This window comes from Streptomyces sp. NPDC048142, from assembly GCF_043202835.1.
Classification (GTDB): domain Bacteria; phylum Actinomycetota; class Actinomycetes; order Streptomycetales; family Streptomycetaceae; genus Streptomyces.
In genome coordinates, this window is the sequence record NZ_JBIDBC010000023.1 from 34,952 (window position 1) to 56,240 (window position 21,289).

Here is a 21,289-nt window from a genome sequence, read left to right on the forward strand (position 1 = left end):
CACCAGTTTTTGCACTCAACGCTGTGGAGCGTGCGCGAGGAGTGACAGATTCCGGAAGTCACCGCCCCGAGGGGCTCGTCGTCCCGAACAACGGTACGGACTTCTTCGACAAAAGTTTCCTTATCGGGCAACTCATCGCACAGGCCTACTCTGCCGTCCCACAGAGAAGGACGGAGGCACAGGTGATCGAATCGGATCGAAAGGTACGGATTCCTGAGCGACGGACGGGTGGCGCGAAAAGTCGCCGTGCTGACGCGTATGCGGACGCCCTCCGCCGCGTACGCTCCGACCGCCCTGCACGGCGGCGCCGGACCGGGAATCATGTCGGTCGGCGGCACACCGACGGTGACGAGAAGGATCGGGCGGAACATGAGCATGACGGCGGCCGGCGGCTACACGATCGCATCGCTGGACACGGGACTCCGGGCCCTGCGGCTCTTCCTGACCCATGACACCCTCACCGTCAGCGAGACCGCCGAGCGGCTGTCCGTCGGGCGGTCCACCGCGCACCGGGTGCTGAGCACCCTGGAGAGCCGGGGGTTCGCCATCCGCGACACGTCGGGGCGGGGTTACGCTGCGGGCCCGGAGCTGGTGCGGCTCGGCCGCCCCGCGGGGTTCGGCCGGGCGGCCCGCGACCGGCTGCGGCCGGTGCTGGACGACGCCGTCGCGCGGACGGGCGAAACGGTGCACTGCGTGGCCCTCATCGGCGACCAGGTCGTCGTCACCGACGGCCGCGAGTCGGCCCACCCGGTGCGGGTGGGGCTGGAGTTGGGGTGGACCGGCCCGGCCCACGCGGATGCGGGCGGCAAGCTGCTGCTGTCGCGGATGACGGCGGACCAGGTGTGCGCGCTGTACCCGCGGGAGGAGCTGGAGCCGCTGACGCCGCGCACCCTCACCTCGCGTACGGCCCTGCTGGACGAGCTGGCGCTGATCCGGTGCAGCGGGCACGCGGTCGGCCGGGGCGAGTCGGCCCCCGGCCTGAGCGCGGTCGCCGTCTTTCTGGGCGGGTCCAGCTGGCGGGACCGGCTCGCGCTGGTGGCCGCCGCCCCGGCCGACCGGTCGGACGACGCCGCGACGGCCGAACGGGCGGTGCTGCTCGGCGAGTCGGCCGCGCTGCTGCCCCCCGCGCACCCCGGCTGAGCCCGGCTCGCCCCGGTCAGCGGACCCCGCCGAGCCGCCCTTCCAGCTGCACGAGCAACTCGCTGAGCCTGGAGGTGAGTTCGTCGCGGCCGTCCTCATCGAGGCCGGCGAGCACCGCGCGTTCGTACGCGAGCTGCTCGGGCAGCAGCCGGTCGACCAGGGCCCGGCCCTCGTCGGTGAGGCGGACATGGGCGACTCTGCGGTCGCGGTCGTCGCCCCGGCGGTCGACCAGGGCGCGGCCCTGGAGGGCGCGCAGCCGCTTGGTGACGGCGGCTCCGGAGGAGAAGGTCTCACGGGCCAGCTCGCCGGGGGTCAGCTCCCGGTCCGTCCGGCGTACGGCACCGAGGAGGTCGAACTCGGCGCGGGTCAGTCCGGCGGAGCGCAGCGGCGCGTCCTGCGCCTGCTGGAGCAGGGCGGCGCAGCGGTTGATCCGGCCGATGATCTCCATCGGCCCGGTGTCGAGCCCGGGGTTGACGGCCTGCCACTGCCGGACCACCGAGGCAACGATGTCGTCGGTCACTCCGCTCCGATCGAAGGGGCGTGGACCCCAGGGGTCCCCCGCCGTCGCACTGTCGCGGCGAGCGTACGGTGTCCGGCCCGCTCGGCCGCGAGAAGGCGGTGCTCGGGCAGGGCGCGCTGCCGCCATTCGCCCGCCGCGGTGTCACCGGCCTCGCGCAGTTCGACGAGGCTCGCGGTGAGCGTCCGGCACGCCCGGTCCCGTTCGGCGGGGGCGGCCCCGGGGTCGGCGGCGGTCCGTTCGGCGTCGGCGCGGGCCCGGCGGGTGGCCTCCAGCGCCCGCTCGACCCGCCCCGTCGCCCGCCGGTTGGTGACGAGCGTCATGGCCAGGAAGCCGGCGACCGCGCCGAGGACGGTGTCCAGGACCCGGTCGCCGATCAGCTCCCCGGCCGGGTGGGCGCCGCCGAACTCCAGGACCAGCAGGGCCATCGGGGTCACCGCCACGGAGCCCAGCCAGTAGTTACGGGTGATGAGGGCCTCGGCGGCGAAGCTGAAGAAGAGGCAGCAGCAGACGAGGGCGAGCGGGCTGATCCGGGACACCGGCAGGACGGCGGCGAAGACGAGCACGCCCAGGAGGTTGCCGAGGGTGCGCTGGAGGGCCCGGTTCCACGACAGGGAGATGTTGGCCTGGCAGAGGGAGGCGGCGGTGACGATCGCCCAGTAGGGGCGGCCGACACCGAGCGCGGCGCAGAGGTATCCGGCGAGCGCGCAGCCGGTCAGGGTGCGGACGGCCAGGGGCAGCAGCGGTGATCCGGGGCCGAGGCGGCGCAGCAGGGCGCGCCGGGCCGCGCGCCGCCCGGCGGGTGCCCGCAGGGCGGTGCGTTCGGCGTCGATCCCGTAGAACTCCTCGGCGGTTCCGGCGTCCGGGGCCGACGGCGCGGGCACGGGGCCCCGGGCCCGGGTCAGGGCGGCCCAGGCGCGCAGCCGGTCCGGATCCGCCGCCCCGCCTCCGGGGCGCGGGTCCGCGAAGACCGCTTCGGCGTGCGTCACCAGGCGTTCCAGCGACCGGCGTACGGGGGTGGGGCGGCCGGAGACGAGCAGGCACTGCCGGCCGGCGTGCACGGCGGCGGCCGCGGCGTTGCGGGTACCGGGGCCGGGGTCGGCGGCGCACGCGGCCGCGGCCTCCAGGGCGCGGGCGACGGCCCGGCGTTCGGGGCCTTCACGGCGGACCAGGACGGGCGCGACGGCGACCAGCCAGGCGAACACGCCGGCGCCGAGGGTCAGGGCGAGGTGGCCGGGGATCTGCTCCGGGCGCTGCGGGGCGAAGAGGGCGGCGGAACTGACGAAGGTGAAGATCACCTGGCCGGGCGGTCCGATCCGGGTGGCGTCGCACAGCACCTTCTGGGCGGCGGCGAGCAGCGCCCCGACGGCGATGAGCACGGCGGTCGATCCGGTGAGGGAGGCGGTGACCAGGGAGACGGCGAGGCCGGCCGTCATCCCGAGCACCACGCCCGCGACCGCTCGGGCCCGCCGGGCGTACGGCAGTCCGTGGCCGTACAGCGCGCAGAGCGATCCGGCCATCGTGTACATCACGAGGTCCAGGCGCCCCGCGGCCAGCAGCGTCAGATGGGGTACGGCGGAGGCGACGACCACGCTGAGGGCCGGCTTGAACCAGGTGTCCGAGGGGCGCGAGAGCCGGAGAGCCGCCGAGGCCGGCGGGAGGGCCCGGACGGAGGGCCGCCGAGACCATATGGATGTATCACTCACCCATATACGTTAACAGGTATTACACCCGTGAATGATTACTGGCGCAGACAGCAGGATGCCGCCGCCCGGTTCCGGGCGGCGGCATCCTGCGGGGTCGGGCGGGGAACAGCCGGTCAGCCGAGGCCCCGGGCGTCCTGCTTGAGGGCGGTGTCCACCGTCAGCGCCGTGGCGACGACCAGGCTGAGCAGCGGATCGGGCAGGCGCCGGTGGATCTGGAGCACGTAGTTGTCGGCCGTCGTGAACATGGTCTTCGCGAGGCCTTCCCAGGTCTTGGTGATCCGCGCGATCTCGGTGCCGTCGTGGTCGACGACGGCGAAGTTCCAGGCGCGCCAGTTCTCCGCCCTGATCGCGCCGACCTGCACACCACCGGCCGTCATGGCGAAATTGATCTTGCCGATGGCGTTCTGCTGGACGATCTCGCCCACGGGCTGCCCGTCGGGCCGCTGGACGATGACGCGCGACTTGATGAACTTCGCGGGGCGGGTCAGCAGCAGCTGCGGCCGGCCGTGCGCGTCGCGGATCTCCAGGCGGTGCGTCAGATACTGGTCGACGCTGGAGACGAACCGGATCACCTTGCGCAGCGCGCTCTGCCCGACCTGGACGACCGAACCGACGGTCGCGCCGTGCTGGTCGAACACCCGGTACTCGTTCGTGACCTCGATCAGCTTGGCCTTCTGGCTCACCACCAGGACCGGCTGGTCGAAGAGCGAACCGGCGGACACGGCTTGCCCTGCGGGGACCCCGGCAGCGCCCGGAGCCTGCTGGGCGGGGATGCCGGCGGCCCCCGGAGCCTGCTGGGCGGCGGCGACGGCGGGGGTCTGCTGCCCCTCGGCCGGGTGCGTGTGCTCGGTCCACCGGGCCCCGTCCCAGTAGCGCAGCAGCTGGGGAGCGCCGTGGGGATCGGGGAACCAGCCCGCGGCTATGTTCGATTGCGTGGTCACTCGGGCACACTATCCCGCGGACAGCGCGACCCATATTCTTTGAACCTTCATACACCTACTACGATGACGGGCGATGACCAGGGTGAGCTCGCGGACGGACCGGCAGCGGTACCGCTCCCGTGCGCCCCTCGCCCTGGGCTGGGTGTTCTTCCTGCTGGCCATGCTCTTCTGCTGTTCGGTCACCACCTCGTCCGCCACCGTGCCGGTCGCGGCGGGCCCGGCCGAGGCGACCGCCGTCCGCGCGTTCACCCCCACGCCCGACGCGGCCTTCGAGCCGGTCGTCATGGCCACCCCGGCGGACCGCGGGCTCGGCACGTCGTGCCACGGCGGATCGACGCACACGGTGGCCGTCGTGCTTCCGGCGTCGGCCGCCCCCACCGCCGTTCCGTCCTCCGTGGCCTTCGTCCCCGCCACCCCGCTCACCGGTGCGGCGGCCATCCGGGGTCCCGCTCACGACGGTGTGCGTTCCGTCGATCAACTGCTCCTTCAGGTCCAACGGATCTAGAGGCCGGGTCCGCTCTCCCGCCGCGCCCTGGCGCCGGTTCACCGGGAGCGGCTTTCCGTATGCCCTGCATCCCCTGCCCCTTCATGCATCGTCCCGTATGCATCGGTTGAACGACGAGGACTTCCCCATGGCTTCCCCGAAGAACCAGAACAGCCCGGCCTCGGCGCGTCGCGCCAAGCTCGAAGAGGCGCGCCGCAAGGAGCGCGCCCGCGAGCGGCGGGTCCGCATCATCACCATCAGCGCGTCGGTGGCCGTCGTCGCCGCCCTGGTCGCCGGAGGCGGCTATCTGATGGCGCAGGCGAACGAGCAGGACCAGAAGGAGGAGCAGGCCAGGACCTCGCCGGTCACCGGGGAGCGCAGCTGGGACAAGCTGACGCAGGAGCATGTGGCGACCAAGGTCGACTACCCGATGAACCCGCCCGTCGGCGGCGACCACCACCAGGTCTGGATGAACTGCAACGCGGACGTCTACACCCACGAGATACCGAAGGAGAGCGCCGTGCACTCGCTGGAGCACGGCGCGGTCTGGGTCACGTACAACGACCAGGCATCGGACGCCGACATCGAGGCGCTCACGAAGAAGGTCAAGTCGACCCCGTACTCCCTGATGAGCCCGGTCAAGGACCAGAAGGACCCGCTGATGCTCAGTGCGTGGGGCAAGCAGGTCACGGTCAAGAGCGCGACGGACGACCGCGTCGGACAGTTCTTCACCAAGTACGTGCAGGGCCCGCAGACCCCTGAGCCGGGGGCCGCCTGCACCGGCGGGCTGGACAAGTGACCGCCCCGGCGGCTTCCGGCACGACCCGTCGGATGGTCCTCGCGGGAGCCCTGGTGCTGCTCGTGGCACTGGGGCTGGTGGCGCTGATGGTCGTACGTCCCTCCGCGGCCTCCCCGTCCGGGGCGTCCTCGGCGGCGCGGTCCGCGCCGGCGGAGGACTCCGTGGACGCGGGCTTCGCCCGGGACATGGCGATCCACCACCAGCAGGCGGTCGAGATGTCGTTCATCGTGCGGGACCGCACCGATGACGAGGACATGCGGCGGCTCGCGTACGACATCATCAACACCCAGGCCAACCAGCGCGGCATGATGCTCGGCTGGCTGGAGATGTGGGGGCTGCCGAAGAGCGCGGCCGGGCCGCCGATGGAGTGGATGGGGCACACCCTCACCCCGACCGACGACGGTTCGCTGATGCCGGGCATGGCCACCGACGCGGAACTGGCGGCACTCACGGCCGCGAAGGGCGAGCGGGCCGAGGTGCTGTTCCTGCGGCTGATGACCGTGCACCACCGTGCGGGCGCCGACATGGCGCAGGCTGCCGCCGGTACGGCGGGGACGGACGCCATCCGGAACCTGGCGGCGGGCATGGTCCGCGGCCAGCAGTCGGAGATCGGTCTGATGGCGGACATGCTGACGGCCCGGGGCGCCAAGCCCTGAGCGGAGCCTGAAGGGGGCGGGGGCGGTTCCGGCCGGACGGCCGGGGCCGCCCCCACCTCCTTTGCCGCCCCCTTTGCCGATTCCGCGATACGGCCCTTCCCGTACCCCCCGCCGGAAGCCCCCCATCACATAGGCTCGTCGACGATATGAAGAGCATCCTCACTCCGCTGGGGCCCAAGGCCGACAAGGACACCGTGCGGCGGCACAATCTGAGCCTGGTTCTGCGCGCCGTGCGGGACGAGGGCGAGCGCGGCGAGGCGACCCGTGCCGGGGTGGCCGCCCGGGTCGGGCTGACCCGGGCGGCGGTGTCCTCGCTCGTCGAGCAGCTGATGGACAGCGGGTTCCTCACCGAGTCGGGCAAGACGTTCAGCGGGCACGCGGGCCGCCCCGGCACCGCGCTCAAGGTGGCCCGCACGGGCCCGGCCGGGCTCGGCGTGGAGATCAACATCGATTACGTCTCGGTGTGCGTGGTGGATCTGGCGGGCACCGGCCGGGTCCGGCAGACCGAACACCTCGACAACCGGGGCGCGCCCGCCGGGGAGGCCCTGGCGCGGGCGGCCCGGATCGCCGCGCGGACCCTGGAATCGGCGTACGAGCAGGAGTTGCGCCCGGTGGGCGCGACACTGGCGCTGCCGGGTCTCGTCTCCGGCGGCTCGGTGCGGCAGGCCCCCAACCTCGGCTGGAACGAGGTCCCGGCGCAGCGGCTGTTCGCCGACGCGCTGGCCGCCCTGCGCCCCGGCCACCCCGTGCTGCCGGTCGCATCGGAGAACGAGGCCAATCTCGCGGCGCTGGCCGAGCTGTGGTTCGGCGGGCTCGATGAGGTACGCAGCTTCCTCTATCTGACCGGGGAGATCGGAGTGGGCGGCGCGCTCGTCCTGAACGGCGAACTGCTGCGCGGCGCGCACGGGTTCGCCGGGGAGATCGGCCATGTGGTGGTGGATCCGGCGGGGCCGGAGTGCCGGTGCGGGTCGCGGGGGTGCCTGGAGCAGTACGCCGGACAGGCGGCGCTGCTGCGGGCGGCCGGGATCGAGGGGCTCGGCGGCGCCTGTGGGGTGCTGGAGCTGGAGCGGCGCGCGGCGGCCGGGGACCCGCGCGCGGTGGCCGCGGTCGGTGAGGCGGGCCGGATGCTGGGCCGGGTGCTGTCGGGGGCGGTGAACCTGATCGACCCGGACGCGGTGGTGCTCGGCGGGATCTACCGGGGCCTGATGCCGTGGCTGGCGCCGCCCGCCGACGAGGAGCTGACCGGCCGCGTGGTGTCGGGGCTCTGGTCCCCGAGCGGCGACCGGCTCCGGGCCTCATCGGTGGCGGGCGACGCGGCGCGGGGCGCGGCGGCGCTCGTGGTGCAGGACGTGCTGGACGATCCGGTGGCCTACGCGGAGCCGTCCGGCGGGTGAGCCGGGGCCGGGCGGCTCCGGCTCACCCGGTACGCCACCGTCCACGGCTCACCCGGTACGCCACCGGAACCGGCTCACCCGGTACGTCAGCGGCCCCGCCTCACCCAGTACGCCGCCGGCTCCCGACTCACCCAGTACGCCACCGTCCACGGTTCGCCCAGTACGTAAAGCGGCCCCGGCTCACCCAGTACGGTCGGCTCCCGGCTCACCCAGTACGGTCGGCTCCCGGCTCACCCAGTACGGTCGGCTCCCGGCTCACCCAGTACGCCGCCGGCCCCGGCCTCACCCGGTACGTCAGCGCACGGCGAGCAGGTGGTCCATGGCGAGCTGGTCCAGCGCCTCGAAAGCCATGCCGCGTTCGGCGGCGGCGTCCACGTCGAAGTCCTCGTACGCGCCGCGGTCGGCGAGCAGGCCCGCCAGGCCCTCGTCGACGGTGGGACGCGCCAGTTCGTCCAAGCGGGACGCGCGCAGGGCCGCCCGCACCTCGGGGTCGGCGCGGAAGGCGGCGGCCCGCTCCTTGAGGATGAGGTAGTTGCGCATACAGCCCGCGGCCGAGGCCCAGACGCCGTCGTAGTCCTCGGTGCGCGGGGGCTTGAAGTCGAAGTGGCGGGGGCCTTCGTAGCCGCTCTCCAGCAGGTCCACGAGCCAGAACGCCTGGCGCAGGTCGCCCGCGCCGAAGCGCAGGTCCTGGTCGTACTTGATGCCGGACTGGCCGTTGAGGTCGATGTGGAAGAGCTTGTCCGCCCACATGGCCTGGGCAACGCCGTGCGGGAAGTTGAGCCCGGCCATCTGCTCGTGCCCGGTCTCCGGGTTGACGCCGACCAGTTCGGGGCGCTCCAGGCGCTCGATGAAGGCCAGAGCGTGGCCGATGGTGGGCAGCAGGATGTCGCCGCGCGGCTCGTTCGGCTTGGGCTCGATGGCGAAGCGGAGATCGTAGCCCTGCTCGGTGACGTACTCGCCCAGCAGGTCGAAGGCCTCCTTCATCCGGTGGAGGGCGAGGCGGACGTCCTTGGCCCCGCCGGACTCGGCCCCTTCCCGGCCGCCCCACGCCACGAACGTGGTCGCGCCCAGTTCGACGGCGAGGTCGATGTTGCGCAGGGTCTTGCGGAGCGCGTAGCGGCGTACGCCCCGGTCGTTGGCGGTGAATCCGCCGTCCTTGAAGACGGGATGGGTGAAGAGGTTCGTCGTCACCATGGGCACGACGAGCCCGCTGCTGTCGACCGCCTGCCGGAAGCGCTTGACGACCCTTTCGCGCTCCGTCTCCGGCGCCCCGAAGGGGATGAGGTCGTCGTCGTGGAAGGTCACACCCCAGGCGCCCAGCTCCGCGAGCCGCCGCACCGACTCGACGGGGTCGATGGCCGCGCGGGTCGCGTCGCCGAAGGGGTCCCGGCCCTGCCAGCCCACGGTCCACAGACCGAAACTGAACTTGTCCTCCGGGGTGGGGGTGAAGCGTTCCGTCATGGTCCGACCGCCTTCGCCTGCCGTCGGGACGCCCGGTCGAAGTCCGGAATCCCTATTTGTTCAGTGTCATGACTAATCAAGCACACCGCACCCCGGGCACGGAACCCCCTGGCCGCAAGGAGCAGATCCGGCCCTCTGTGCAGGGGACCGTGCATCCCGTAATTTGTTCGTGTCGCAGCCAAATGGCAGGCACCCGTGACCAGCACACCCGCAGCGCGAAAGAGGCTCCCCATGCCGTCACCCGCCGTCATCATCGGCGTGGACAGCTCGACCCAGTCCACCAAGGCCGCCTTCATCGACGCCCTGACCGGCGAGCAGCTCGCCGTGGGGCGCGCCCCGCATGTGGTCACCGGCGAGGCCGGGGCCCGGATGAGCGATCCGGAGATCTGGTGGCGTGCCCTGTGCGAGGCGGTGGCCGCCGGGCTGAAGGAGTCCGGCCTCCCCGCCCGTGCGGTCACCGGCATCGCGGTCGCCGGGCAGCAGCACGGGCTCGTCGTACTGGACGGGGCGGGCCGGCCACTGCGCCCCGCGCTGCTGTGGAACGACACCCGCTCCGCACCGCAGGCCGCCGCCCTCACCGAGGCGCTCGGCGGGCCCGGGGCCTGGACGGAGCGGACCGGATCCGTACCGGTGGCGTCCATCACCGCCTCCAAATGGCAGTGGCTGCGCGAGAACGATCCGGCCAGCGCGGCGAACGCGGCGGGCGTCCGGCTCCCCCACGACTTCCTCACCGAGCGCCTCGCGGGCGTCGCCGCCACCGACCCGGGGGACGCATCGGGCAGCGGCTGGTACTCCACCGCGACCGGCGGCTACGACCCCGTCCTGCTGGAGCTGCTCGGTCTCGACGCGGCCCTCCTCCCGGAGGTCGCGCCCACCGGGGCGGCCCGGATCGGATCGCTCACCGAGGCGGCGGCGGGCGCGCTCGGGCTGCCCGCGGGCATCGCGGTGGCAGCGGGCACCGGCGACAACATGAGCGCCGCCGTGGGACTCGGGCTGGGCGGCGACGGCCTGCTGGACCACCCCGTCCTCAGCCTCGGCACCTCCGGCACGGTGTTCGCCGCCTCCCGCACCCGGCCCGCGTCCACCGTGCTGAACGGGTTCGCCGCCGCCGACGGCACGTACCTCCCGCTGGCCTGCACCCTCAACTGCACGCTCGCCGTGGACAAGGTGGCCGCCCTGCTCGGACTGGACCGCGAGGACGCGGCACCCGGCGGCGAGGCGGTCCTGCTCCCGTACCTCGACGGTGAACGGACCCCCGACCTGCCGACCGCCTCCGGCCTGCTGACCGGGCTGCGCCACGACACGACCCGGCAGCAACTGCTGGGCGCCGCCTACGAGGGCGCGGCCGTCACCGTACTGCGGGCGCTGGACGAACTGCTGTCGGCCTGCGGCCTGGATCCCGCCGCACCCGAGATCGCGGCCCGCCCGCTGCGCCTGATCGGTGGCGGGGCGCGGGGGCGGATGTGGGTGGAGACGGTACGCCGGCTCTCCGGCCGCCCGCTCGTCATCCCGGGCAGCGGGGAGCTGGTCGCCCTCGGCGCGGCGGCGCTCGCGGCGTCGGCCGCGGGCGGGGGCGACCCGGTGGCGCTGGCGACGGCCTGGCAGAAGTCCGGGACGGACCGTCAGCCGGCCCCGGTGGAACGGGACGTGGAGACCTGGCAGCGGGTCACCTCGGTCCTGGAGCGCGCGTCCGGCCCCCTGCTCGGCGGCTGAACCACCGGCCTTCGGCGGCCGGAGAGCCGGGCTTCGGCGGATCCCGGGGGCCCCGGTTGGGAATGCGAACTGATTTTCCATAAGATCCGGCGATGATCACAAGAAAACGGCTGACGACCGGGGTGGGCATAGCGCTCGCCACTCTGGCCGCCGGGCTCGGCACCGCGATCCCCGCCGCCGCCGACGAAGCCCCCGCCACCCCCTCCCCCAAGGTCGAGCTGGTGCTCGACGTCAGCGGCTCCATGCGCACCCGCGACATCGACGGCCAGTCCCGGATGGCCGCCGCCAAGCAGGCGTTCAACGACGTCCTGGACGCGGTGCCCGAGCAGGTGCGGCTCGGCATCCGGACGCTCGGCGCGGACTATCCGGGCGAGGACCGCAAGGTCGGCTGCAAGGACACCCGGCAGCTCTACCCGGTCGGCCCGCTGGACCGTACGGAAGCCAAGACCGCGGTCGCCACCCTCGCCCCGACCGGGTTCACCCCGATCGGCCCGGCCCTGCTCGGCGCGGCCGACGACCTGGAGGGCGGGGACGGTTCGCGACGGATCGTGCTCATCACGGACGGCGAGGACACCTGCGGGCCGCTCGACCCGTGCGAGGTGGCGCGGGAGATCGCCGCGCGCGGCACCCATCTGGTCGTGGACACGCTGGGCCTGGTGCCCAACGCCAAGATCCGCCAGCAGCTGACCTGTATCGCGGAGGCCACCGGCGGAACGTACACCGCCGTCCAGCACAAGGAGGAACTGTCCGACCGCGTCAAGCAGTTGGTGGACCGGGCCGCAGAGCCCGTCGTCACTCCGGTGGCGACCGAGGGCGCCGGGAGCTGCTCCGCGGCCCCCGAGCTGGAGCCGGGTCTCTACACGGACCGTGAGGAGATCGGCGAACACCGCTGGTACCGCGTCGACGTGCTGCCCGGTCAGGAGCTGCGCGCCTCGGCGAGCGTGGCCGCCGACCGTGCCGTGGACAACGACTACGGGGTGCTGCTGCGCGCGGTGACCGTGCACGGACGGGAGATCGTCCGGGGTTCCGAGGCCGGGTCGGGCCGCACCGACGCGATCTCGTCCGGGCTGCGCTATCCGAAGCCCGAGGTGGAGGACGACGGCGACGGCGAGCCCGCCGCCGAGACCGTCTGCCTCCAGCTCGCCCACTCCTTCTCCGCGCCCGCCTCGGTGAAGAAGTCCCCCGGTCTGCCGGTCGAGCTGACCGTGGATCTGGTGGACGGCCCGGACAACGCCGCCGATGTCGCGGCGTTCGGGCTCGGCCGCGGCTGGTGGCTGCTCGGCGTGCTCGTCCTGACCGGACTGGTCGCCGGCCTGCTGGCCGGCTGGATCTCGCGCTGGCGCGTCGCCGTATGGAGGACCAACTGATGCGTACGACACATCGCCGCACCCACGGCGTGCGACGCGCGCTGACCGGAGCGCTGCTCGCCGGACTGACCCTGCTCACCTCGGCCGGCGCGGCGGTGGCGGACGACCCGTCGGCGAGCGCGAGCCCCGCCGAGGACGAGGCGGGCCCCACCGAGGCCGGGACCACGTTCCGTACCGCCACGGCGCTGAAGCAGGACCAGACGGGCACCGCCCAGGCCTCGGCGGGCGACTACCTGTACTGGGTGTTCCCCGCCGACGCCGGTCAGCGGCCCACCGTCGAGGCCACAGTGAAGCTGCCCGGGAGCGCCGCCCGGCGCGGCACGTCCACCTGGCAGGTCGACGTGTACGACGGGCTGCGCCGCCGCCAGGCCTGCATGTACGGGCACCAGACCAGGAAGGCGGCGGCCGACGCGGCCACCGTCGAGCTGTCCTGCGTGCTGCGGACCGTGCGGTCCTGGTCCGAGCCATGGGCGAACGACCCGCTGCCCGGCAGCTACTACATCCGTCTCACGGTGGTGGACCTGCCCGCCGCCGACCTCGGACTGCCGGTCGGCGTCGAGGTGAAGGCGACCACGAAGGAGCAGGGCGGGGCCCACGACGTGGACGGCACGCTCTCCGAGCCGCTGGTGCCGGGCGTCTCGGCCGCCTCGGCGGGCGAAGGGGACGCTTCGGCCCCACCCCGGGCCTCCGGTGAGCCGGAGGACGGCTGGGCCTCGGGCTGGTGGACCGACCGCTGGCTGTGGACGGTGGGCGGCGGCGTGCTCGCCGCGCTGGCGGCCGTGTTCGGCTACTCGCTGACGCGCGGCCGGGGCCGGCCGGCCCGGGTGCCGCAGGGCGTCTGACGGTCCCACCGGCAAGCCCCCGCATGGCGGCCTTCCCGTGCCTCGAAGATCCTGGCAGCCGACAGGGGTGGGATCGTCGGGGCCGGGAAGGCACGGCCACTGCGGCTGTTCTTCGCGGACAACCCGTGGGTCGCGGTGTCCGCCGCGATCACGCCCGGCGCGCCGCTCGGCACGGCCCGGTCCGGCTCGGCGCCACCGGGTCCTGCCCGTCGACCCGCTCCCCCGAGCTCTCGGCTTCGCCCGAGCAGGGGAGGGGAAGGACCATGGCGAGTGACGACGAAGCGGCGAGGCGCGACGCCAGGGCACGCGAGCCCGGCATGCCCGGCAGGACGCCACCCGGGCCGGCCGCTTGCCCGGCCGTGGCGGAGGGGAACGGGATGAGCGGGACGAAGTCGTACGTACGGTTCCAGAGCACCGAGCGCAACCAGCGGGGCATCTTCACCGGGATCTTCGGACTGGCCAACGGACTGGCCAGGGAAGGCCGCCTGACCGCCGAGCAGCACCGTTTCTGGCGAGCGGCGAACGACTGGTACGACGCCGCGTACACCAACCCCTCGCGTGTCGACCCCGCGGTGTACGACCCCGGGGTGAACCCGGGGGCGGTCGCCTGGTTCAAGACCTCGGCGACGCATCTGCTGGACCGGGTTCCCGGCTGTCTCGCGCTGCTGGCCGCGCACGGGGTGCCGTGCGAGCGGCTGGAGTCCACGGATCCCGGCAGGATCGTGTACGAGGACGAGCACCAGGTCGTCGTGGTGCCCCGGGACAGCTGGAGAGAGTCCGGTGGCGGAAGGCTCTGTGCGAATCCGCGGCCGACCGGGGCCGACCTCGACAACTCGCGTACGCCGCAGGGATGATGGCGGTTTCCGGCCACCCCCTGCCGATGCCCTGGTGGAGCGCCTAACCCATCCTGTTCGATGAGGTTCGAACGGTTGCGTGCCGGCAGTGGCGCGCCCCAGCGAGCGGAGTTCCTCGATGTCCACGCAGACCGGCCCGGCGCCCGGCACCCGGCCCCGCGGCCATGTGTTCACTCCGGGCCCCAAGGGGCTGCCGTTCCTGGGCAATCTTCCGCAGTTCGCGAAGAACCCCCTCGCCTTCTTCGAACTCCTGCGCGGACACGGGGACATGGTGCGCTGGCGGTTCGGGCGCAACCGATGCGTGTTCCTCTCCGATCCCGGCTGCATAGGCGAGCTGCTCACCGAGACGGAACGCACCTTCGACCAGCCGAAGCTGGGGGTCGCGTTCCGGACGGTGATGGGCAGCGGGATCATCGTGGCGCGGGGCCGGGACTGGCGGCGCAAGCGCTCGCTGGTGCAGCCCTCGGTCCGGCCCAAGCAGGTCAGGTCGTACGCGGACACGATGACGGCCTGCACGGTGGAGCTGGCGGACAGCTGGTCCGACGGTGAACGGGTCGACGTCAAGCGGGAGATGGCCGCCCTGACGCAGAGGATCGCGGTGCGCACCATCTTCGGGGTGGACACCCCGGCGGACTCGGAGGCGATGGGCCGGGCGATGGACGTCGCGCAGCAGGAGATCGGCAAGGAGTTCGCCGGGCTCGGCGCACTGCTCCCCGACTGGGTGCCGACGCCCGGCCGGGCGCGCATCAGGAAGGCCGCCGCCGTGATCGACGCCGAGGTGGGGCGGGTAGTGGCCCGGCACCGTGATGGCGGGACCGAACGCCCGGACCTGCTCAGCCGGTTGCTCACCGCGGTCGACGAGAGCGGGACGCGGCTCAGCGACGAGGAGATCCGCGACGAGACGGTCACCCTGTACATCGGCGGCCACGAGACGACGAGTTCGACGCTGGTGTGGGCGTGGTATCTGCTCGCGCGCAGCCCCCGGGTCCGGGAAGCGCTCGCCGAGGAGCTGGACCGGGTGCTCGGCGGCCGGGAGCCCGGCTTCGACGACTACGCCCGGCTGACGTACACCCAGGCTGTGGTGAAGGAGACCCTGCGGCTGTATCCGACCGTCTGGCTGATCACCGGGGTCGCGAAGGAGGGGGCGACGATCGGGGGTCTGCCGGTCGAGGAGGGGACCCGGGTGTGGACGAGCCAGTGGTCCACGCACCGCGACGGACGGTGGTTCCCCGAGCCGGAGGAGTTCCGCCCCGAGCGCTGGGACGCCACGGGCGGCGACGAGATCGCGGAGTACGCGTGGTTCCCGTTCGGCGGCGGGCCCCGGGTCTGCCTGGGGACCCGGTTCGCGATGGTCGAGTCGGTCCTCATCCTGGCCGTACTGGCCCGCCGCTTCGAGGTGGACGTCGAACCGGGCGTGATCGGGCCCGTGCCGAGCCTGACGCTCCAGCCGGACCGGGACGTCCTGGCGACGGTCCGGGCGCGGTAGCGGGTCCGGTGGTGGGTGCCCGGCCCCTCAAGCCTCAAGGGGCCGGGCACCAGGATCTCAGTCCTGCGGAAGCCACTTCTTCCAGACGTCCGGGTGACGCTCGATCCAGCGCTCCGCCGCCTCCTGGGGCGTGAGCCGCTGCTGGGCGATCATCTCGGAGACCTCGTTCTGGTCCTTCTCCGACCACTGGAACTTCTTCAGGAACGCGGACGCCTCGTCGCCGCGCTCGGCGAAGTCGGCGTTGAGGAACTTCTGCAGCGGCGTCGTCGGGTACGCGCAGTCGATGTCCGCGGGGTCCTTGGCCGCGCACGCGTCCGTGTACTCGGGGAGCGTCACCTCGACCATCGGCACCTCGTTGAACAGCCACTGCGGCTGGTACCAGTAGCTGAGGAAGGGCTTCTCCTCCTTGGCGAACTGCTGGATCTGGGTGATCTGGGCCGCCTCGGAGCCGGCGAAGACCACCTTGTAGTCCAGGTCCAGGTTCTTCACCAGTGCCACGTCGTTGGTGACGTAGGACGGCGAGCCGTCCAGCAGCTGGCCCTTGCCGCCGCTCTCGGCGGTCTTCAGCTGGTCCGCGTACTTGTTGAGGTTCTTCCAGTCGGTGACGTCGGGGTTCTGGTCGGCCCAGTACTTCGGGACGTACCAGCCGATGTGGCCGGTGACCCCGAGGTCGCCGCCGCGGACGATGGTCTTCTTCTCGTCGATGTACAGCTTCTCCTGGTCCGGGTGGCCCCAGTCCTCCAGGATCGCGTCGACCCGGCCCTGGCTGAGGGCGTCCCAGGCGGGGACCTCGTCGGTCTGGACCAGGTCGACGCGGTAGCCGAGCTTCTCCTTGAGGAGCTGCTCCGCCACGGCGACGTTCGCCTGGGCGCCGACCCAGGACTGGACGGAGAGCGTGACCGTCTTGACGCCGGCGGGGGCCGCGAAGGGGGAGGCCTGCTTGGTCATGTCGGCGGCGCCGCAGCCGGCCGTGGCGAGCAGGGCCCCGGCCGAGGCGAGCGCCACGAGCAGGCGGGTGCGGGAGCGGTTCATCTCAGCTCTCCTGTCGCTGGCGGCGGGTGGTGGGCTGGGTGACCCGGTCGAGCATCAGGCCGAGGCAGACGATGGCCGCTCCGGCGACGAGGCCGGTGGCCAGGTCGCCCTGGGCGAGGCCGAGGACGACCTCGTAACCGAGTGCGCCCGATCCGACGAGTCCGCCGATGATGACGACGGCGAGGACCAGGACCACGGCCTGGTTGACGGCGAGCAGCAGGGAGGGCCTGGCCAGCGGGATCTGGACCTGGCGCAGTTGCTGGCCGGGGGTCGCGCCGAGCGAGCGGGCGCACTCCATCGCCGCCGGGTCGACGCCTCGCAGGCCCTGGGTGGTGATGCGGATGACGGCGGGCAGGGCGTAGACGACCGCGGCGGCGGCTGCGGGGGCGCGGCCGACGCCGAAGAGCGCGACGACGGGGATCAGGTAGACGAACTGCGGCATGGTCTGGAAGACGTCCAGGACCGGTCGCAGCAACCGTTCCAGGCGCTCGCTGCGCGCGGCGCCGATGGCGACGCCGAAGCCCAGGACCAGGGTGACCGCGACGGCGGCGAGCACCTGGCTGAGGGTGTCCATCGAGGGCTCCCACACGCCGAGTACGCCGATCGCGGCCATGGCGAGGACGGCGGTGGCGGCGGTGCGCCAGGTGCCGATCGTCCAGGCGAGGGCGGCGACGATCAGCAGCACCGACCACCAGGGCAGACCGGTGAGTCCGCTGCGCAGCGGATTGAGGACGCCGCTGGTGAAGTGGGAGGCGAGGTCGGCGGTACCACCGACGACGGGCACCCCGGAGTAGAGGTGGTCGACCATCCAGTCCTTGGCGGTGTTGACCGGTCCGGCGATCGCCACGGTCATGTCCTCGGGCCAGACCCGTCCGTCGGTGGCCCGTCCCACGACGGCGACGGCCGCGGTGACCACGGCGGCCAGGGTCCAGCCGCGCGGGCCGCGCAGCAGGGCCGGTCCGGTGGGCTCGGCGCCGATGCGGCGGCCGGCCGCCTCCGTCGTACGGTCCAGCACGACGGCCAGCAGCACGATCGGGATGCCCGCGGCGAGGGCGGCGCCGACGTCCACGAAGGACAGGGCCTGGTAGACCCGGTCGCCGAGTCCGCCCGCGCCGATCACGGAGGCGATGACGGCCATCGACAGCGCCATCATGATGGTCTGGTTCAGGCCGAGGAGCAGTTCCTTGCGGGCCAGCGGAAGCCGGGCGCTCAGCAGTCGCTGCCGGCCGGTCGCCCCGAGCGAGGTCACGGCTTCCATGACGCCGCTGTCCGCGCCGCGCAGGCCGAGCGCGGTGAGCCGGGCCATCGGCGGAGCCGCGTACACGACGGTGGCGAGGACGGCTCCGGGGACGCCGATGCCGAACACCAGCACCACCGGGAGCAGATACGCGAACGCGGGCAGCACCTGCATGGTGTCGAGCACCGGGCGCAGCACGCGGAACGTACGGTCCGACAGGCCGGCCGCCAGGCCGAGGAGCAGCCCCAGCACGACGGAGGCGAGGACCGCGACGACCATCAGCGCGAGCGTCTGCATGGTCGGCACCCACATGCCGAGCAGCCCGCAGACCAGGAACGAGACGGCCGCGGTGAGGGCGAGGCGGAGGCCCGCGACGCGCCAGGCGAGGGCGGCGGCGAACACGGTGACGCCGGCCCAGCCGAGGGCCAGGAGGACCAGGTAGACACCGCGTACGGAGAGCACGACGGCGTTGCTGATGTGGCCGAAGAAGTAGAGGAACAGCGGGTGGCTGTCGCGGTTGGAGACGATCCAGTCCGTCACGTCGCCGAGCGGCGCGGAGAGGTCGGCGGTCAGCGCGTCGGGCCAGCTGCCCCCGCCCCAGCGGGCCTGCACCACGGGGACGACGACGACCGCGACGAGCGCGAGCAGCAGGAGCTTCGCCGCGGCCGGTCGGTCGCGCAGGGCGGCCAGCGGCCCCCGGCGCGCGCCCGTCTGCACGGGGCGGGCCGGGGTGGCCTGTGCGGTGGCCATCAGAGGGTCACCTCGCGGGAGCCGTCCGGCGCTTCGGACGCTTCGGGGGCGGCGGGGGCGGCGGGTCCGTCCGGGGCGGCGGACGCGGTCCGGGACGCGGTCCCGGACGTAGTCGCGTCCCCAGGACCGGACGTAGTCGCGTCGCCGGAGCCGGACGCGGTCGCGTCGCCGGAGCCGGTCGTTCCGGCGACGACGTCGAGCAGGCACGCGTGGTCGACGACGCCGACGAGCCGGCCGCCGTCCATCACCCGGGCGGCGGGGTCGCCGGAGCGGGAGACCGCTTCGATGGCCTCGGACACGGTGGCGTCGGGGCGCACGGCCGGGCCGCGCTCGCTCTCCCCCGCGCGGGCGGGCCGCATGGCGGTGGCGACGGTGAGGACCTGCTCGCGCGGCACGTCGCGGACGAACTCGCGCACGTAGTCGTCGGCGGGCGAGCCCACGATCTCCTCGGGAGTGCCGAGCTGGACGATCCCGCCGTCGCGCATGAGCGCGATCCGGGTGCCCAGGCGCAGCGCCTCGCTGAGGTCGTGGGTGATGAAGACCATGGTGCGGCCCTCCTCGCGGTGCAGCCGGACCACCTCGTCCTGCATCTCGCGGCGGATCAGCGGGTCCAGCGCGCTGAACGGCTCGTCGAAGAGGAGGACGGACGGGTCGACGGCGAGCGCGCGGGCGAGCCCGACGCGCTGCTGCTGGCCGCCGGAGAGCTGGGACGGGCGGCGGTCCTCCAGGCCGGCGAGGCCGACCTTCGCCACCAGCTCGACCGCCTTGGCGCGGCGTTCGGCCTTGCTCAGGCCCTGGATCTCCAGGCCGTAGGCGACGTTGTCCACGACCGTGCGGTGCGGCAGCAGCCCGAAGTGCTGGAAGACCATCGCGGCGCGGTGGCGGCGCAGTTCGCGCAGCCGGGAGCGGTCCATCGCGAGGACGTCCTCGCCGTCGATGGCGAGGGTGCCGCTGGTCGGCTCGATCAGCCGGGTGAGACAGCGGACGAGCGTCGACTTGCCGGAGCCCGACAGGCCCATGACGACGAAGACCTCACCCTTGCGGACGTCGAAGGAGACGTCACGTACGGCGGCGGTGCAGCCGGTGGCCTCGCGCAGTTCGGCGGGCGGGAGCGCGGCGTGCTCGCTGCCGGGGATCCGGTCGGCCTTGGGGCCGAAGACCTTCCAGAGGTTGCGTACGGAGAACACGGGGCTCTCGGCGTCCCCGGCGGACGCGGCGCTCCCGGCGGGCTCGGCGGCCTTGAGGGTCTCGGTCGCGGTCATCGGACATCGCCTCCGGTGCTGGTGCTGGTGCTGGTCCCGGCGACCGGCGCGGTGACACGCGCCTGGTCCGCGAGGAGTTCGGCGCACTTCTCGCCGACCATGAGGACGCCGATCATCGGGTTGACGGCGGGCATGGTCGGGAAGACGGACGCGTCGGCGATCCGGATGCCCTCCAGGCCCCGGATGCGCAACTGCGGGTCCACGACGGCCTCGTGGTCGTCACTCGCGCCCATCTTGCAGGTACCGGCCGGGTGGTAGACGGTGTGGGCGACCTTACGGGCGTACGCGCTGATGTCCTCGTCCGAGGTGACCTCGGGCCCGGGGCAGACCTCGCGCTTGAGCCAGTGGGCGAGCGGTTCGGTGGCCGCGATCTCACGGGCGAGCTTGATGCCGTCGACCAGGGTGCGGCCGTCGTAGTCGTCCTCGTCGGTGAAGTAGCGGAAGTCCAGGGCCGGCTTGACCTCGGGGTCGGCGCTCGTGAGGTAGAGGCGGCCCCGGCTGCGCGGCTTGGGAATGTTCGGCGTCATCGACACCCCGTGCTCGGGCTTCTCGTAGCCGAGCCGCTCCGGGTTGTCGGTGAACGGGATCTGGTAGAAGTGGAACATCAGGTCCGGGCCCCGGGATTCGGGGTCGCGGCGGACGAAGAGTCCCGCGTCGGAGTCCATCGCGGAGTTCTCCGGGATGGGCCCGTCGGTCTCCCAGACGATGACGGACTCGGGGTGGTCGAGCAGGTTCTCGCCGACGCCCGGCAGATCGTGGCGTACGTCGATGCCGAGCGCGGCCAGGTCCTCGCGCGGACCGATACCGGAGTGCATGAGCAGCCGGGGCGTGTCCACCGCGCCCGCGCAGACGATGACCTCGCGGGCGGCGCGCAGCAGGATCTCCTCGCCGTCCTTCGTCCGCACGTGTACGCCGGTGGCGCGGGTGCCGTCGAACTCCAGCCGGTACGCCCAGGTCTCCAGCATGATCCGCAGGTTGGGGCGGTCACCGGCCTCGATGTGCGGGTGGAGGTAGGCGACCGAGGCGGAGGAGCGCTTGTTGTTCTCCGGGTGGTAGGCGAGGTCGAAGAACCCGGCGCCCTCGTGGAACGGCTTGCGGTTGAAGCTGTCCACGCGCGGGACCCCGGCCGCCTCCTGGGCGGCGTCGACGAAGTCGCGGGCGATGGCGTTGCGGTCCTTCTCGTCGACCGGGACGATGTTGTTCCGCAGCTTGGCGAAGTACGGGTCCATCGCGGCCGCGTTCCAGCCCTCGGCGCCCGCCTCGGCCCACTCGTCCCAGTCGCCGGGCAGCGGCTTGAAGCTGATGAGGGTGTTGTGCGAGGAGCAGCCGCCGAGGACCCGGGCGCGGCTGTGCCGGATGTGGGAGTTGCCGCGCGGCTGCTCGGTGGTGGGGTAGTCGTAGTCGAGGTCGCCGCCGAGGAGGCCGAGCCACCGGCGCAGCGTCAGCACGTCGTCGCGGTCGATGTCGGTGGGGCCGCCCTCGATGACCGTGACGGTGACGTCCGGGTCCTCGGTGAGCCGGGAGGCGATGACCGAGCCGGCGGTGCCGCCGCCGACGATCACGTAGTCGGTCACGGGGCCGTCGGGGACTGCGGTGCTGTGGGGGGTGGAAGGCATCGGTCACTGCTCCTTCTGCAAGGTTCGTGCGT

18 protein-coding genes are annotated in these 21,289 nt (G+C 73.0%); 10 read left to right on the top strand and 8 right to left on the bottom strand.

Translation table 11 applies throughout. The annotated features are described in order from the left end of the window. The first annotated feature begins 369 nt into the window (after window positions 1–369). Window positions 370–1,140 carry an IclR family transcriptional regulator gene (locus tag ACGF2Y_RS25565; protein WP_392951751.1) on the top strand — a complete coding sequence of 257 codons (771 nt, stop codon included), beginning with the start codon at window positions 370–372 and terminating at the stop codon, window positions 1,138–1,140. Between the two features lie 16 nt (window positions 1,141–1,156). Here ACGF2Y_RS25565 and ACGF2Y_RS25570 read toward each other — a convergent pair whose 3' ends face one another. The 3 genes from ACGF2Y_RS25570 to ACGF2Y_RS25580 all read right to left on the bottom strand — a co-directional run bounded on the left by ACGF2Y_RS25570 (window position 1,157) and on the right by ACGF2Y_RS25580 (window position 4,304). Beyond that, a complete protein-coding gene (locus ACGF2Y_RS25570) occupies window positions 1,157–1,660 on the bottom strand; it encodes a MarR family winged helix-turn-helix transcriptional regulator (protein ID WP_392951754.1) in 504 nt (167 codons plus the stop codon). Then, window positions 1,657–3,363 carry an FUSC family protein gene (locus tag ACGF2Y_RS25575; protein WP_392951757.1) on the bottom strand — a complete coding sequence of 569 codons (1,707 nt, stop codon included), beginning with the start codon at window positions 3,361–3,363 and terminating at the stop codon, window positions 1,657–1,659. The genes ACGF2Y_RS25570 and ACGF2Y_RS25575 overlap by 4 nt, the downstream gene beginning before the upstream one ends. Window positions 3,364–3,476: 113 nt before the next feature. Further along, window positions 3,477–4,304: a phospholipid scramblase-related protein gene (locus tag ACGF2Y_RS25580; protein WP_392951760.1), complete on the bottom strand. Its 828-nt coding sequence runs from the start codon at window positions 4,302–4,304 to the stop codon at window positions 3,477–3,479. Between the two features lie 73 nt (window positions 4,305–4,377). Between ACGF2Y_RS25580 and ACGF2Y_RS25585 the strand changes: the two genes are divergently transcribed. The 4 genes from ACGF2Y_RS25585 (at window position 4,378) to ACGF2Y_RS25600 (ending at window position 7,637) form a co-directional block, all read left to right on the top strand. Further along, window positions 4,378–4,809: a hypothetical protein gene (locus ACGF2Y_RS25585; protein ID WP_392951763.1), complete on the top strand. Its 432-nt coding sequence runs from the start codon at window positions 4,378–4,380 to the stop codon at window positions 4,807–4,809. 127 nt (window positions 4,810–4,936) lie between these two features. Continuing rightward, window positions 4,937–5,587, top strand: a complete 651-nt coding sequence (locus tag ACGF2Y_RS25590; RefSeq protein ID WP_392951765.1) for a DUF3105 domain-containing protein — start codon at window positions 4,937–4,939, stop codon at window positions 5,585–5,587. Window positions 5,588–5,619: 32 nt separating this feature from the next. Continuing rightward, a complete protein-coding gene (locus ACGF2Y_RS25595) occupies window positions 5,620–6,243 on the top strand; it encodes a DUF305 domain-containing protein (RefSeq protein ID WP_392951768.1) in 624 nt (207 codons plus the stop codon). A gap of 146 nt (window positions 6,244–6,389) precedes the next feature. Then, window positions 6,390–7,637, top strand: a complete 1,248-nt coding sequence (locus ACGF2Y_RS25600) for an ROK family protein (protein ID WP_392951771.1) — start codon at window positions 6,390–6,392, stop codon at window positions 7,635–7,637. A 294-nt stretch (window positions 7,638–7,931) separates the two neighbouring features. On the opposite strand, the gene xylA is transcribed toward ACGF2Y_RS25600, so the two are convergent. Beyond that, window positions 7,932–9,098 carry a xylose isomerase gene (gene xylA, locus ACGF2Y_RS25605; RefSeq protein ID WP_392951774.1) on the bottom strand — a complete coding sequence of 389 codons (1,167 nt, stop codon included), beginning with the start codon at window positions 9,096–9,098 and terminating at the stop codon, window positions 7,932–7,934. Between the two features lie 231 nt (window positions 9,099–9,329). On the opposite strand from xylA, the gene xylB reads away from it, so the two are divergent. The 5 genes from xylB (at window position 9,330) to ACGF2Y_RS25630 (ending at window position 15,360) form a co-directional block, all read left to right on the top strand. Then, complete coding sequence (gene xylB / locus ACGF2Y_RS25610) at window positions 9,330–10,811, top strand: xylulokinase (protein WP_392951777.1); 1,482 nt, start codon at window positions 9,330–9,332, stop codon at window positions 10,809–10,811. Window positions 10,812–10,903: 92 nt separating this feature from the next. Further along, window positions 10,904–12,178, top strand: coding sequence for a VWA domain-containing protein (locus tag ACGF2Y_RS25615; RefSeq protein ID WP_392951779.1), 1,275 nt, complete (start codon window positions 10,904–10,906; stop codon window positions 12,176–12,178). Continuing rightward, window positions 12,178–13,020 carry a hypothetical protein gene (locus tag ACGF2Y_RS25620; protein ID WP_392951780.1) on the top strand — a complete coding sequence of 281 codons (843 nt, stop codon included), beginning with the start codon at window positions 12,178–12,180 and terminating at the stop codon, window positions 13,018–13,020. Before ACGF2Y_RS25615 ends, ACGF2Y_RS25620 begins: the two co-directional genes overlap by 1 nt. A 377-nt stretch (window positions 13,021–13,397) precedes the next feature. Next, the gene (locus ACGF2Y_RS25625; RefSeq protein WP_392951782.1) at window positions 13,398–13,874 is read left to right on the top strand and encodes a hypothetical protein; all 477 of its coding nucleotides are present in this window, start codon (window positions 13,398–13,400) and stop codon (window positions 13,872–13,874) included. A 118-nt stretch (window positions 13,875–13,992) separates the two neighbouring features. Then, window positions 13,993–15,360 carry a cytochrome P450 gene (locus ACGF2Y_RS25630; RefSeq protein ID WP_392951785.1) on the top strand — a complete coding sequence of 456 codons (1,368 nt, stop codon included), beginning with the start codon at window positions 13,993–13,995 and terminating at the stop codon, window positions 15,358–15,360. Between the two features lie 57 nt (window positions 15,361–15,417). Here ACGF2Y_RS25630 and ACGF2Y_RS25635 read toward each other — a convergent pair whose 3' ends face one another. The 4 genes from ACGF2Y_RS25635 to ACGF2Y_RS25650 are packed head-to-tail and all read right to left on the bottom strand — an operon-like array spanning window position 15,418 to window position 21,257. Beyond that, on the bottom strand, window positions 15,418–16,392 hold the full coding sequence (locus tag ACGF2Y_RS25635) for an ABC transporter substrate-binding protein (RefSeq protein WP_392951788.1): 975 nt from the start codon (window positions 16,390–16,392) through the stop codon (window positions 15,418–15,420). 1 nt (window position 16,393) lies between these two features. Continuing rightward, on the bottom strand, window positions 16,394–18,379 hold the full coding sequence (locus ACGF2Y_RS25640; protein WP_392951791.1) for an ABC transporter permease: 1,986 nt from the start codon (window positions 18,377–18,379) through the stop codon (window positions 16,394–16,396). Then, the gene (locus tag ACGF2Y_RS25645; protein ID WP_392951793.1) at window positions 18,379–19,641 is read right to left on the bottom strand and encodes a glycine betaine/L-proline ABC transporter ATP-binding protein; all 1,263 of its coding nucleotides are present in this window, start codon (window positions 19,639–19,641) and stop codon (window positions 18,379–18,381) included. Before ACGF2Y_RS25645 ends, ACGF2Y_RS25640 begins: the two co-directional genes overlap by 1 nt. Continuing rightward, window positions 19,638–21,257 (bottom strand): GMC family oxidoreductase, encoded by a 1,620-nt coding sequence (locus ACGF2Y_RS25650; RefSeq protein ID WP_392951795.1) that lies wholly within the window; start codon window positions 21,255–21,257, stop codon window positions 19,638–19,640. Before ACGF2Y_RS25650 ends, ACGF2Y_RS25645 begins: the two co-directional genes overlap by 4 nt. Between the last annotated feature and the right edge of the window lie 32 nt (window positions 21,258–21,289).